The organism is Mucilaginibacter pankratovii, assembly GCF_014773265.1.
Classification (GTDB): Bacteria; Bacteroidota; Bacteroidia; order Sphingobacteriales; family Sphingobacteriaceae; genus Mucilaginibacter; species Mucilaginibacter pankratovii.
This window is the reverse complement of the sequence record NZ_JACWMY010000002.1, coordinates 453,417-468,915: the sequence shown is the minus strand read 5'-3', so window position 1 is coordinate 468,915 and position 15,499 is coordinate 453,417. Positions and strand designations below refer to the sequence as shown.

Sequence of the window (15,499 nt, the reverse complement as noted above, 5' to 3'; positions counted from 1 at the left end):
CTGCGTCGTTTTTTTCAACAGTTAAAACTTATGTGAATCCCGTTTTACCCGGAGATCACCCCGACCCAACCTTGCTCAGGGTGGGCAACGATTTTTACTATTGCGGCTCCACATTTCATTTTAATCCATATCTGCCCATTTATCACTCAACCGATTTGGTTCACTGGGAGGTGATCAGCAGGGTTTTGCCGTCAGCAAAGGCGGGTTGGGTTAATGACCGCCCGTCTGGCGGAATATGGCAGGGGGCTATTACTTATTTCTATGGCTCTTATTGGATCTATTTCTCTGCAGGCGGCCAATGGTTTTGTAAAGCCAGTTCTCCGGCCGGCCCCTGGTCTGATCCTGTACAGGTAAAATCTAACCCTGCAACAGGTAATCTGGGGTATGATAACTCCATTTTTGTAGATGACGATGGCAAGCCTTACATGCTTATTAAAGATGGACAAAAAGTAAACCGTATCCAGGCTTTGGGAACCGACGGACAGATAACCGGCACGGTAATTAACATGGACTGGGTGAATGCCAAATTGCAATACAGTTGGGCGGAAGGGCCTGTAATGTGTAAACGGAACGGTTATTATTATTACTTCCCCGCAGGTGACGTTTCCGGCGGGCAATATGTACTCAGAGGGACCGCTTTAACAGGAGACTCCACCAAATGGGAACGGCTGGGGGATTTTTTTAAACCCATAACCGATGCCAAAGCGGGCTTCCGCCGCCCAAATCATATAGCGGCGCCGTTTCAGCTGGCGGATGGAACCTGGTGGACAATAGGACAAAGTTATGAGAAGTACGAAGGAAATGATTGGTCGGGGTTGGGGCGACAAACGTCTTTGTATCCCGTACTATGGGAAGGCGACAGGCCCTGGGGCATGGCGCCAACTACCCAGCCTATTATAAAACCATTGCTGCCCAGGTCGAGCGTACCGTGGCGTAGTGTTAAAACCGATTATTTTGACGGGGGCACACTTGGCCCATGGTGGCATTTTTTAACCAAGAAAGCCTCCATAAGTTATTCTTTAACTGCGCGAAAGGGGTGGGTAAGGCTTATGCCCGATACTAACCGCACGCATTTGATGCAGAAGGAAACAGACCATTTTTATTCTGTAGTCACCAAAGTTTCGTTTCGCGCGCTTGAACAAAACGCTAAGGCGGGGTTGTATCTTACCAATGGTAATCAAAAGGTAATTGCAAGGTTATACTTGGGATATGAGAAGGGCAAAAAGATCATATTCACATTAGATACTGCAACACGTTCTGCTACAAATTTGGCCGGCGATATTATTTGGTTAAAGCTGCAGCGCGAACAACATCTTTTAACCGCCTTTTACAGCGGTAACGGAAAAAGCTGGGTTCGGCTGGGCGAGCCGATCAGCGCGATAAACCTGGATAAAGAGCAGCCCAATTTTAATTCGTGGGTGGGCACCAGTGTGGGGCTTTTTGCCGAAGGCAAACCTGCAGATTTCGACTTCTTTATTGGCAAAGATGGTTCATCACCGTTGCCCGCAGCAGGATATAGCAATTATTTTGGTGTGATGGCAACTGATTCAAAATTAGGCCCGATAGTAACTAATACATCAACTCTGGGCGGATGGTTGATGATCTCGGGAGTGGAATTAGGTGCTGCATCGCCATCGGCAATAGAGTTGGTAGTTTCTTCTGTAAAGACGGGCAATTTTGAAGTATGGCTTGATGATCTGAAGTATGGAAAGTTGATAGCGACGATCCCTTTCACGCCAACCGGGCCGGATAACTGGAAAATATTTAAAAAGACCTTAACTAATATTACCGGGCAGCACGACCTGTTTATAAAATTTCCGCCCGGAACACCTAATGAGACATTTGTTAAAAATATCAAGTTCCTAACCAAATAAAAGATATTAGAATGAAAAAAGCGTTCGCATCGTTGTTGGTGATTGCATTAATGCCAGCATTAGTTTTTGCTCAAAATAAAAAACAGGGTAAAAAAAAGAGTATTGCAGCAGTTAAAACCGGCGTTTATAGCAACCTGTTTCGCAAGGCAGGGTATAGCCAAGCAGCAATCGATGAAAAGGTTGCAAAGGCATATCATGATGTTTTTGAAGGCCCTAATCATGTTTTTTTTAAGGTTGGCGATACCCTTGGTTATGTAAGCGATATAAAGAATCATGATGCCCGGACGGAGGGGCTCTCTTATGGGATGATGATCGCCGTGCAATTAAACAAGAAAGATGTGTTTGACAGGATTTGGCGATGGTCTAAAAAATACCTCCAGCATCAGGATGGCCCAAGGGAAGGGTATTTCGCCTGGAGTATCAATACCACTACCATGAAGCGCAATTCGGAAGGTTCCGCTTCAGACGGGGAGCTGTATTATATAACCAGCCTTTTATTCGCGTCGAACAAATGGGGAAATAATACAGGTATCGATTATTACCACGAGGCGCGGCGGATATTGGATGCGATGTGGAAAAAGAATGGCTCGAACAATATCTATAACTTAATTAATACCGAACATAAGCAAATAACCTTTGTACCAGAAGGCAATAATTACAATTGGACCGACCCATCTTATCATCTCCCGGCTTTTTACGAGGCCTGGGCCCTGTATGCAAAGGACGGGCACGAGCAATTTTACAGAGATTGCGCTGATACGTCCCGCGTTTTTCTCCACAGGGCTTGTGATCCGGTGACTGCGCTGAATTCTGATTATACTGAATTTAGCGGCAAACCACATGCAACCCCCTGGATGCCGCCCGGCTTTCGGTACGATTCGTGGCGGGTGCCTATGAATATCACTATGGATTATGTATGGTTTGGTAAAGATAAAACCTGGCAGGAGCAATATTCCAGGCGTTTTCAGAATTTCCTGCGTTCGAAAGGTATAGATACTTTTGAAGACCAGTTCAACCTTGATGGCACCCGCCCGGGTTTTATTTTGAAGGCCGGCAGTGTTGAAAAGTTAAGACATTCCCTCGGCCTGGTTGCTACCTCTGCTTCTGCCTCAATAATGAACAAGGATAAAGCCAGCCTCGATTTTGTGCATGCTTTATGGAACGCCAAACTGGAACCTTACGATGATGGGTATTTTGACCCGTATTACGATGGATTATTGTACCTTTTTAGCCTGATGCATCTCAGTGGAAAATACCAACTCATAAAACCACATGTTAACTAACCTTTTATCTGAAGAACTTTAGCCAAAAAAATGAAAAAACCACTACAAGTTAAGCAACTGCTTTGTACCATAGCTGCGTTGTTATTTACCTCCTTTGTTTTCGCGCAAGATATTGCAAAACAAGCACAGGCGGGTTTCGATGTTCTGCGTGCCGACATCCCGCATGGAAAGATCGACACCATCCTTTACGATTCAAAAACAGTTGGCAATGCCCGTAAAGCATTGATCTATACGTCTCCGGGCTTCTCCGGGAAAAATAAATACCCTGTGCTCTACCTATTGCATGGTATCGGCGGCGATGAAAAAGAATGGCTTAACGGCGGCACTCCGCAGATCGTTCTCGATAATCTTTACAGCGAGGGAAAGCTAACGCCTATGATAGTTGTATTACCAAACGGGAGAGCAATGAAAGACGACCGCGCCACGGGTAATATCATGGCTCCCGACAAAGTCGCAGCATTTGCAACTTTTGAAAAAGACTTGCTTACCGATCTGATACCTTTTGTTGAGAGCAGATATCCTGTAATTAAAGACAGAGAGCATCGTGCTATTGCGGGCCTTTCGATGGGCGGGGGGCAATCGCTGAATTTCGGTTTGGGTAACCTGGATAAATTTGCGTGGGTGGGAGCCTTTTCGGCTGCACCAAACACAAAAAAACCTGAAGAGTTAGTGCTGGACCCTGAGACGGCAAAGAAACAACTTAAACTACTTTGGATATCCTGCGGCGCAAGTGATGGCTTACTTGCCTTTAGCAAACGTACACACGAATACCTGGTAGAAAAGGGCGTTCCGCATGTGTACTACATTGAGCCGGGCGTACATGATTTTAAGGTTTGGAAAAACGGCTTATACATGTTTTCTCAATCTATTTTTAAACCGGTGGATGTGTCCAACTTCGCCAAATACGTTTATTCGGATAAATAAATATGCCGTACATGAAAGTTAAACTTCGATTTATTGTCACCGGCATATTTCTTTTTATCGCGTCGGACTGTTTCTCTCAGGATAAAGATTTTTATATTTTTTTATGTTTTGGCCAATCCAACATGGAAGGCAATGCGAAAATAGAGCCGCAGGACACAATTGTTGACAAACGTTTCCAGATGTTTGAAACAGTTGATTGCCCTACCCTGGGCAGAACAAAAGGTAATTGGTACCCCGCTGTGCCACCGCTTGCCCGGTGCAATACAGGCCTTACACCAGTAGATTATTTCGGCAGGACGCTGCTCGCAAATTTGCCCGAAAAAATAAAAATTGGTATCATAAATGTTTCGGTGGCGGGGTGCAGGATAGAATTATTTGAAAAAGACAGCTATCAATCCTACGCCGCCAAAGCCCCCTCGTGGATGGTGAATATGATTAACGAGTACAACGGAAACCCCTATGGGCATTTGGTAGAAATGGCAAAACTGGCTAAGAAATACGGGGTGATTAAAGGCGTTTTACTGCACCAGGGCGAATCGAACCCCAATGACACCCTTTGGACACATAAAGTTAAAGGAATATACAGCGGCCTTTTGAAAGATCTGCACTTAAAACCCAAAAAAGTGCCATTGCTGGTTGGCGAATTGGTTAATGCTGATGAGGGCGGGAAATGCGCAAATATGAACACTATAATTGCCGGGTTGCCCAATTTACTTCCAAATTCGTACATTATTTCTTCCAGTGGTTGCCCGGCGAGCCCGGATAAGCTGCACTTTACTGCCGAAGGGTACAGGATCATAGGGAAACGGTATGGCGAAAAAATGCTTTCGTTATTAGGATATCAGGCTACTGTGGTAAAGTGAGCGAATTGAATCCTCATTCCTTATACACACCGGCTTACTGATAATGTTAAGAATTGGCTGATTTTAGATTGGCTGCCCGGTATTCGGATGGGAGTACCCCAAATTTATCTTTAAACGATTTGGAAAAATAATGAGCTGTAGCAAAGCCGGTCTCCATCGCAATTTGCGATACTGCGATATCGCTTTTAATTAATAAATCAGCCGCTTTTTCCAGTTTGTAAGATCTTATGAATTCTACCGGCGGCTTACCGGTAAGTTCCAGGATACGATTATACAGCGCCACACGGCTTCTACCCAGATGTGCGCTTAAATCTGCGACGCTTAATTTGGGGCTTTTAATATTTGTTTCGATATAGTTGATGGCCATACTAAGAAACTTATCTCCGCTTGATTTAATGTCCGCGTCAACCTGCGCAACTATTATTTGCTCACCATAGCTGTTTTTAAACATATCGGTTAAGGCAAGTAAGTTCCTTACTTTAATATGTAGGATATCGAAATTAAACGGCTTTATGAGATAATCGTTAGCCCCGGAGTTGAGCCCCTTAATTTGATCCTCTTCACGGTTAAGTGCTGTCAACAAAATCACCGGTAAATGCTGGGTTCTTTTATCAGATTTGATCTTTTTAGTCAACTGAATACCGTCTATCAATGGCAACTTTATGTCGCTGATTACCAGATTTGGGTCGCATGAAAATACCTTGTCCCAGCCTTCCTTACCATCAGCTGCCTGAAACACTTCATAGCTTTGCCGTAGGTTATCTACCACATAATCGCGCAAGTCTGCATCGTCTTCAATCACTAATAAACGAAACTGATGCTTTTTCATTTTCTGTATAAGTTTTAAGAAGTTTTATTACAAAGGTCTTATAATTTGTATTTAATATTCAATTAATACCATGCATTGCTAAGGATTTAATTGAATTACCGCGCCTAAAATGGATAATGCGTTTTTGGTTTATTGGCGTTGGTCGGGCATCTGAAGTATTTGCTCATACCGATAACAATTATACTAAAAACGAGCCTTGTTTAAAACCAGGCGATTTTCACTAAAATTAACGGCGGTGAGGAAATTTACCTTACAGGCAAAGGAGTTACAGCTATGGTAATAGATGAGTAAGGTTTAATTTATTACTTAATGTTTTGTAAATGAGCAATATAGATAAAGAAAAATCTATATTAAACATCCGGTATAGCGGGAGAGTATTACACTATTTGTTAATGGTGCTGAACAAATGTTGTGTAAATATGGTAAAAAATTGCACCTCCTCTTTTCCCTGCGGTGTAATTTTACTGTTACTATCGTCCTTGCTCTCAAACAGTTTGAACGACTATAAACCAATTACTAATTCACGATCACAAAGCTAATCAGGTTACTTAACGCGAAACGTTTGACGGCAATAAACCTGCAATCGATTGTTTTATGAAATTGACTTGAAAATTATTAAAAATAATCCATTTGGCGGAACAAGTAATTCAACAGGGAACATGCATAAGATAAATTAATATTCCGCTGATTGGCCTAAGCGATAGCCATTAAGAAACCAACATAAATTAAATAACCAATTAAATAACTATAAACTAAAAATACATGAGAGACACTATTACCTATTGAAAATTGATGAAGATGATCGGGGACATCATTCTTCAGAATTGGGAAATGCATTGTCATTATACCCAAAATTTGACTTACTCCAATTTAAAATTTTAACCAAATTATGAAAAGAAAACATTTACTTAATCATTACATACGAACAACGTTATCACTAATTTTGTTAGGTATTGTTACACTTAATTCTGTTTATGCTTCGGCTACAAATGGGCGCTCTAAAAATTCGCTTCTGTTTGAGGCAAAAACTGTTGCTGCTATCACAGTAACAGGTAAAATTACCGACGAAGCCGGAGCTCCTATTCCCGGCGCTACAGTAATGATAAAAGGCACATCAATGGCCGCGGGTACAGATGTTAACGGGAACTATAAAATATCCGTACCTAACGAAAATTCTGTTTTAGTGTTTAGCTTCCTCGGTTACATTTCAGCTGAAGTTTCGGTTGACGGAAGGGCTATAATCAACGTTCAGCTAAAACCCGATACTAAATCACTGAATGAAGTAGTAGTTGTGGGTTACGGAAGCCAAAAGCGTGCAGCAGTAACCGGTGCCATATCCTCGGTAAGCGGGAAAACTCTTACGCAGCTTCCCGTAGCCGGTCTCGATCAGGCCTTACAGGGACGGGTAGCCGGCCTTACGGTTACCAATAATGGCTCACCGGGCAGTGCCCCTATTGTGTCTATCCGCGGTAACAGCTCTATCAGTTTTGGCTCAGATCCGCTTTACATTGTTGACGGATTTCCAGGCAGCATTGGCGGTATCGACCCTAAAGATATCCAGTCGATCGACGTATTGAAGGATGCGAGCGCGGCTGCGATCTATGGCTCAAGGGCTACAAACGGTGTGGTTATCGTAACTACCAAAAAAGGCGCTACAGGAAAGGTGCAAATCGATTTGGACTCATATGTAGGTGTGCAAAGCATAACCAAAAGATTTGATCTGTTAAACACTGCCCAATATTTGCAATATGAAAGAGCATTAAATGCAGGGTCGGCAGTGCCACCTAGGCTGGAGTCGGCAAATTTCAATCAGCCAATTTATGCTGGCTCGTCTCAAACTTTTGCAGGAACTAATACCGATTGGCAGGACGAATACTTTAGGAACAACCAATTATTGCAACAGCATTCGGTAGCCATCAGCGGTGGTAATGAAAGCTCTCATTTTTACACCTCCGCCGGTTATTTTTCACAAAACGGTATCGCACAGGGATTAGATTTCAACAGGAAAAATTTCCGTATGAACTCCGATCATAAGATCCGTTCTTTTTTAACATTTGGAGAAACATTCAACGCATCCGTTACGCATCAGCGCTTCGATATCCCGCCGGGCAACCGTACCGCTTTAACAAATGTTATCAGGATGTTACCTTATATCCCGGTGCGTAATCCGAATAACGCGGGTGGCTTTCAGGGCCCGCTAAACAGTTTTGATGGTTCTGACCCTACCAACCCGGTTGAGGCGGCACTGATCAACGAAAACTACAACAACGGCTTTAATATCCGCGGTAATGCGTTTATGACGTTAAAATTCACCGACTGGTTGAAATTTACTTCCACCTACGGACTGGATTACGGAACAAATCTTAATGAGCAATACACCCCGATATACAACGATGGCGGAACTTTAAGTTCGCCAACTGCCACAATTAACAAAAGCAGGGGAACAGGCACAACTACGCTGTATTCACAACAGCTTGCCTTCGATAAATTGTTTGGCAAGCACCACGTATCAGGTGTTGCTGTATACGAAAGCCAGGGTACCAAAAACACAAACCAGTCTTCCAGTGGTAACCAGTCAACCAATGATGTTAAAACATTAAATGGCGCCACTAATTTGTTTACAAATTACACAAAGGATAATACACTGCTCGTTTCGATGGTTGGCAGGCTTGCTTATGACTTTGACGGTAAATACTTCATTTCGGGATCTATCCGCCGCGATGGTTTATCTGTATGGGCACCCGGCCATAAGTACCAAAACTTCCCCGCTGTTTCTGCAGGCTGGAAAATTGACAGAGAGGATTTCCTTAAAGGTGTTACCGCTATAACAGAATTAAAGTTACGTGGAGGATATGGCGTTACTGGCGTAAACGGTACCGCATTGGGCCCAAACCCTTACTTACAGCCTATATCCAGCAACCAGGCAACTTATCCTTTCGGCGGTTCACTTTCTGATCTGGGGAACGCTTCCTTCTACAGTGGCTTAACCAACCTTTCGCTCGCATGGGAAACTACCAAACAAACCAACGTTGGTGTAGATCTGGGGCTGTTTGATAACAAGATAACTCTATCTGCCGAGTTGTACAAAAGGAAAATGGACCGTTTGATCATCAACGTACCAACAGCACCAAGCCAGGGTTTTGGTGGTGCAGGAACGGTTGCAAACGTGGCATCTTTAGAAAACAAAGGTTTGGAGCTTACCATTGGGTATCATCAAAATAAAGGCGATTTTAAATGGGATGTTACCGGTTTATTAAGCGTTGTGAGGAATAAGGTGATAAATTTAAACAGTCCTAACGCTTCTATCGTAGCCGGCGGCGATGCGGATTTTGGTGGCGGTGGCCCTATTACCAACACTATCGCAGGGCAGTCTATTCAATCATTCTATGGCTATGTTGTAGAAGGTATCTTTCAAACGCCTGCCGAAGTAACCGCGCATGCAACACAACCAGGTGCTAAGCCCGGCGACTTGAAATTTAAAGACTTAAATGGGGACAAAATTATAAATGATGGCGACCGTACCTTCCTCGGAAGCTACCTGCCTAAATTCACGTACTCTTTAAACTATTCGGCGAGCTATAAAAACTTCGATCTGAGTATCTTTTTCCAGGGTGTACAAGGGAATAAAATATTCAACGCTGAAAGGATCATACTGGAAGGTATGCCACGTTTGTTTAATGCCGGCGTAAATGTTTTAAACGCCTGGACACCAACAAATACAAATACCAATATCCCAAGAGCCTCCAAAGGCGATCCTAACGGGAACGTCAGGCCATCCACCCGTTGGATAGAAGATGGCTCTTATCTGCGCCTAAAGAATGCAATGATAGGTTATAACGTGCCATCAAGCTGGCTTAAAGCAAAAACCAGCAATGGTTTAAGCAAATTAAGGTTGTACGTTTCCTCCCAAAACCTGTTAACGTTTACCAAGTATTCAGGTCTCGACCCGGAAGTTGGATCTAAAAACGGAACACTGACCAACGGAATTGACTACGGACAGTATCCAACGCCAAGATCATTCCAGTTCGGTATCCAGGCAACCTTTTAATCAGTATTCACTAATAATTTTATAAATTATGAAAAAGAAAAATCTTTATATCTGGTCTGCATCCACCATACTTTTGGTGATGGCCACCACTTACTCGTGCAAGAAAAGCGACCTTGATACCACTAACGTTAATGCGGTAACTACCGATCAGTACTATAAAAACGCAACCGAGCTTACCAAAGGCGTTAACGCTGTATATAAAGCCGTGCAGAGCATTAACCTTGTAAACAGGGAGTGGTTTTTTATACATGATCTGCGAAGCGATGAGGTATCGCCGGGTGGAAGCCAGTTAGAAGTACCCAGGGCGCAAATGTTAGCCGGAACTTTCGATCCGACGAACAGCGTGTTAAACTCTGTTTGGAATGGTTGGTATACGGTTATTTTCCGCGCAAATGTTGTTTTAGATAACGCCGGCAAAGTAACGGACGATGTGGCAATAAGAGACAGAAGAGTAGGCGAAGCAAAATTCCTGCGTGCATGGGCTTATTTCGATCTGGTAAGCCAATGGGGCGCTGTACCTTTACATACAACTACCATTAAAAGTCCAAACGAATTTAAGCCAAGGGCTGCGGTGGCAGATGTGTATGCACAAATTATTAAGGATCTGCAGGATGCTGCGGCTGTTCTACCGGGTAAATCGGGTACCGATAAAGGAAGAGCTACCAATGCCGCGGCCAACGCCTTGTTGGGCAGGGTATTGATGCAAAATGGCGATTATGGTGGTGCGAAAGCAGCTTTGTTGAAAATACCAACATCAGGTGCCGATGGATATTCACTAACCGCCCGTTTTCTTGATAATTTTGAAGAAGAAACAGAGTTTAACTCAGAGTCTATTTTCGAAATGGTGTATGTTGACAAAGGTGACAACGGCTTTAACTGGGGTGGTGATAGCCCTACCGAAGCGCAGTCGACTGTAAGGAACCAGGAATATAACCCGGTTGCCTGGAGGAATTTAATCCCATCCAATAAACTCTTAAACGAATTTGAAAACACAGCTACCGGTGCTGCTAAAACAGATCCGAGATACAAATTTTCATTTTATGAAACCGGAGATGCATACAACAATGGCGCCTCTGTTTTACTTGCAAGCGATCAAAACGGCGAATCTTCAACGGTGAACGGCGTAACAAAAAAGGTAGGTTTCCGCAAATTTATGATTATCTACAAAGAAGGCTTACCTGCTGCATCCTTCCATCCGGGTGGCAACAACCAACGCATTTTACGTTATGCTGAGGTATTGATTAACCTTGCCGAGTGCGAGAATGAATTGGGTAATATAGGCGCCGCCGCAAGCTACTTAAATATGGTAAGGGCGAGGGCGAGTGTTGCTATGCCGCCTTATCCAACAGCGCAATTTCGGGTTGCATCAAAAGCGGATGTAACAAAGGCCATTATGCACGAGAAAATGGTTGAGATGGCTGATGAAGAAGTAAGAAACGTTGATATAGTAAGGTGGAGGAAGAAAGGTTATTTCACTACCGATCCATTATCATATTTCAAAGCAAACAGAGATGAGCTATTACCTATCCCTACTGCAGAACTGGATAATAATCCTGAAGTAAACGGGCACCAAAATCCCGGTTATTAATTGATAAATTATTAAATTACAACCGGGAGCCATCATGGCTCCCGGTTTTTTTATATGCTAATTGTTGCACTATATGAAAAAAATTTACTTCTTCCTTATTTGTTGTTATTTAACAACCGGCTGCAAAAAACCTGCTATGTTCAACCAGGTGTCCTCTGCGCATTCGGGTATCCACTTTAATAATTTAATAACCGAAAACGATTCTATAAATCCCATAGATAACGCTTACATATATAACGGCGGCGGAGTAGGGGTGGGCGATTTTAACAACGATGGCTTAGCAGATCTTTATTTTACAGGAAATATGGTGTCTAATAAGCTCTACATAAACAAAGGCGATTTTAAGTTTGAAGATGTAACTATCCCGGCAGGCGTAACCGGATTGGGCCGTTGGGGAAGGGGCGTTGTTGTGGTTGATATTAATAACGATGGGCTGGCAGATATTTACGTTTGCAATTCCCTCGCCGGCGACGCTCAAAAACGACAAAATATACTATACGTTAACAAGGGCCTTAATAAGGAGGGCGTACCCATCTTCCGGGATGAAGCTAAAGCATATGGGCTTGATTTGCAATATCATTCAACCATGGCGAGTTTTTTTGATTACGACAACGATGGCGACCTGGATATGTATCTAACCGTAAACAGGCCCGAACCGTCAGAATATCCCAATAGTTTCCGGCCGGTTAGCAGGGATGGATCCGGCAGAAGCACAGGCAAGTTATATAGGAATGACTGGGATAAACAACTTGGGCACGCGGTGTACAAAGATGTTTCGCAGGCTGCAGGTATTACCATAGAAGGCTACGGGCACGGCGCTACTATTGCAGATATAAATTTGGATGGATGGAAGGATATTTACGTAACAAACGATTTCCTTTCGAGCAATATTTTATACATCAATAATCACGACGGCACCTTTACAGACCGGTCCAAAGAATATTTTAAACACACATCCTTTAACGCGATGGGGCAGGATATCCAGGATATTAATAACGATGGGCTGGCCGATGTATTTGAACTGGACATGAACCCGGCGGATAATTATCGCAAGAAAATGATGCTGATGCCAAACAGTTATCAAACCATCCAGAATTTTAACCATTATGGTTATCAATTACAATATGCACGCAATACGCTGCAGCTAAACCAGGGGCCAAGCATTGGTGAGCAAGATTCCATTGGAGCCCCTGCGTTCAGCGAGATTGGTTTTATGAGCGGGATAGCTCAAACAGATTGGAGCTGGACGCCTTTGATAGCTGATTTTGATAATGATGGCTACAAAGATATAATAGTGACAAATGGTTATCCAAGGGACGTAACAGACCATGACTTTATGGTTTACCGGTCTCAGCCTTATCTAAGCGCGTCCAAACAAGAAATCCTCAAACAGATACCCGAAGTTAAAATCCATAATTATGCTTTCAAAAATGGCAAGGGCTTACGTTTTTCCGACGAAAGCAGCAATTGGGGGCTTACCACGCCGTCATTTTCAAACGGCGCCGTTTATTGCGATTTAAATAACGACGGAAAGCTGGATTTGATTGCCAACAATATTAATGATGAGGCCTTTGTATATCAGAACACTGCCTCGGAGGATACTTATACCAATTTTTTTAATGTTAGGTTTAAAGGAGATAAGCAGAACCTGAATGGCCTTGGAGCAATGGTGCGAATTTATTACGGCAAGGGATTAACACAAGTTTATGAAAACAACCCATACCGCGGCTATTTATCCAGCATACAACCAATGGCACAATTCGGTTTGGGTAATTGTTCGGCGATAGATTCTGCTGTAGTAGTTTGGCCCAATGGCGCAAAGCAATTGCTCAAAAACGTTAAGGCAAACCAAACCTTAACGGTAAATATTGCAGATGCACACAATATAAATGATGGGGCGCGGCCGTTGAAAGTAACGAAACCAATATTTACCAACATCACATCGGCAAGCGGAATAAACTATGTGCAAAAAGATTCAGATCGGGTCGATTTTAACATTCAAAAGCTTTTGCCGCATAAACTATCAGGTTATAGCCCGGCTTTGGCAGCCGGCGATTTAAACGGAGACGGAACAGATGATATTGTAGTCGGCGGAAATTCTACTCAACCGGCGCAAATATTTCTTCAACAAAAAAATGGCAAATTCACACAAAAGCCCCTGGCGATCAATACCCCAAACGCTGGGTTCTATCAAGACGGCGGAGTGCTTTTATTTGACGCTAATGGAGATAACACGCTGGATATTTATATTGCCCGGGGCGGATATACCGCAAAACCAAATTCGGGCAATTATCAGGATAAACTATACATAAACAATGGCAAGGGTGAGTTTACGCTACAGTCATCTGCGCTGCCAGTAAATTTCACCAGCAAGCTTTGCGTAAGGGCGTTTGATTATAACCATGATGGAAAATTAGACCTTTTTGTATCGGGCCGTGTGGAACCATGGCGGTACCCCAAACCCGTTAGCAGTTTTATTTTAAGGAATGACAGCTATAACGGGAAAGTTAAATTTACAGATGTAACTGCTGAAATTGCCCCGGCGCTAAAGGATATTGGTTTGATTTGCGATGCGCTGTTCACCGATTTTGACGGAGACGGAAATTCCGACCTCTTACTCGCGGGCGAGTGGATGCCGCTCACCTTTTTAAAATATCAAAATGGCAAGTTTATAAACACCACAGCAACGAGTGGTGTGAATGGTATCCCTGGTTGGTGGAATTCAATCGTGGCGGGCGATTTCAGGCACACGGGGCGTACAGATTATATTGTGGGTAACGCTGGCTTGAATACACTTTACCAGGCAAGCACAAGGCAGCCCGTTTACATTACGGCAAAGGATTTTGATAAACGCGACAGGTACGATGCCTTCACGTCACTTTACCTTCCGGGGAAAGATGGCGTTATGCGTGAGTACCCCGCAAATGTGCGCGACGATGCCTTTAAGCAAATGATAAGCCTAAGAACCAAATTTACAAATTATCATAGCTATGCCGAGGCAACATTACAAGGCCTATTTACCGATGAACAGCTTAAGGGTGCCTTGCGGCTTAAAGCAACTGAACTTCGATCATGCTATTTTAGGAATGATGGTAACGGGAAATTCACAGCGATCCCTTTGCCCGAACAGGCACAGATATCTGCACTAAACGGTATGGCGGCAGATGATTTGGATGGGGATGGAAATACCGACCTGGTAATTAATGGCAATGATTTTTCTACCGACGTATCCATCGGCCAATCAGACGCTTTAAACGGAATGTTCTTGAAAGGCGATGGTAAAGGTGGTTTTTATCCGCTAAGGATAGCGCAAAGTGGTGTATACCTGCCGGGCGATGGAAAAGCGCTGATAAAACTTCGTGGGCCCGATAATAGCTATTTACTTGTAGCAAGTGAGCATACCGGCCCGTTAAAACTGTTTAAATTAAACACAAAAACAAAGCTGATAAATGTTTCGCCGCAAGATAAAAGCGCGGTGATAACAGACAAGAACGGCAAAATTACCCGCCAGGAATTTTATCATGGAGATTCCTTTCTGTCACAATCTGCAAGGTTTATTTCAATAAGTAACCATGTAAGCAGCGTGGCAATAACGGATAATAAAGGGAACGTGAGAAGAATGCAGTTTTAAAACCCAGCCTCCCGTATAGTTATTTAAGCGATCGGTTGTTTAAGCAGCATGCAACAATACTTGGTTATTTATCAATAAATTAATTGTCTGAACGTGAAATCATCCGTCTGTTACCGGCAGACGGATGATATCCGTCGGGGCGCAGCCTTTCCGTAAATTTTGATAATAGACCAATACTCGCCGTGTAATTAATTGTTTTCCAAAACTTTACTTTGTCCGAAAGTTGTTTTACTCACCAACTCATTACAAGAAATTGGATGAAATGAGAATGACAGATTTTCAACCCGCCATGATATCCTCAACTTTTTTTAGTACTCTGTTTATTTGATTTAATATGTAACTACCTTATTTGCAAACCATTGCAATGGTTTGCACATATGGTCTATATTTTTAATCATCCCTGCCCCATCCTTATTTCCTGGTTACCATAGTTTCAGCCTCCGGAATAACATCTCAACG

8 protein-coding genes are annotated in these 15,499 nt (G+C 43.2%); 7 read left to right on the top strand and 1 reads right to left on the bottom strand.

Translation table 11 applies throughout. From position 1 onward, the window contains the following. Nucleotides 1-32: 32 nt before the first annotated feature. Genes IDJ77_RS04840 through IDJ77_RS04825 form a run of 4 tightly spaced genes read left to right on the top strand, consistent with a single transcriptional unit; the run spans nt 33 to nt 4,944 of the window. A complete protein-coding gene (locus tag IDJ77_RS04840; RefSeq protein WP_317174303.1) occupies nt 33-1,874 on the top strand; it encodes a family 43 glycosylhydrolase in 1,842 nt (613 codons plus the stop codon). Nucleotides 1,875-1,885: 11 nt separating this feature from the next. Beyond that, nucleotides 1,886-3,157 carry a glycosyl hydrolase family 8 gene (locus tag IDJ77_RS04835; protein ID WP_191187800.1) on the top strand — a complete coding sequence of 424 codons (1,272 nt, stop codon included), beginning with the start codon at nt 1,886-1,888 and terminating at the stop codon, nt 3,155-3,157. A 30-nt stretch (nt 3,158-3,187) separates the two neighbouring features. Then, on the top strand, nt 3,188-4,081 hold the full coding sequence (locus IDJ77_RS04830) for an alpha/beta hydrolase (protein ID WP_191187799.1): 894 nt from the start codon (nt 3,188-3,190) through the stop codon (nt 4,079-4,081). Between the two features lie 11 nt (nt 4,082-4,092). Continuing rightward, nucleotides 4,093-4,944, top strand: coding sequence for a sialate O-acetylesterase (locus IDJ77_RS04825; protein WP_191187798.1), 852 nt, complete (start codon nt 4,093-4,095; stop codon nt 4,942-4,944). Nucleotides 4,945-4,990: 46 nt separating this feature from the next. Here IDJ77_RS04825 and IDJ77_RS04820 read toward each other — a convergent pair whose 3' ends face one another. Further along, complete coding sequence (locus IDJ77_RS04820; protein ID WP_191187797.1) at nt 4,991-5,773, bottom strand: response regulator transcription factor; 783 nt, start codon at nt 5,771-5,773, stop codon at nt 4,991-4,993. An 889-nt stretch (nt 5,774-6,662) separates the two neighbouring features. Here IDJ77_RS04820 and IDJ77_RS04815 point away from each other — a divergent pair. The 3 genes from IDJ77_RS04815 (at nt 6,663) to IDJ77_RS04805 (ending at nt 15,040) form a co-directional block, all read left to right on the top strand. Next, nucleotides 6,663-9,821: a SusC/RagA family TonB-linked outer membrane protein gene (locus IDJ77_RS04815; protein WP_191187796.1), complete on the top strand. Its 3,159-nt coding sequence runs from the start codon at nt 6,663-6,665 to the stop codon at nt 9,819-9,821. 28 nt (nt 9,822-9,849) lie between these two features. Beyond that, nucleotides 9,850-11,409, top strand: a complete 1,560-nt coding sequence (locus IDJ77_RS04810) for a RagB/SusD family nutrient uptake outer membrane protein (RefSeq protein ID WP_191187795.1) — start codon at nt 9,850-9,852, stop codon at nt 11,407-11,409. A 73-nt stretch (nt 11,410-11,482) separates the two neighbouring features. Continuing rightward, on the top strand, nt 11,483-15,040 hold the full coding sequence (locus IDJ77_RS04805; protein WP_191187794.1) for a VCBS repeat-containing protein: 3,558 nt from the start codon (nt 11,483-11,485) through the stop codon (nt 15,038-15,040). Nucleotides 15,041-15,499: the final 459 nt, after the last annotated feature.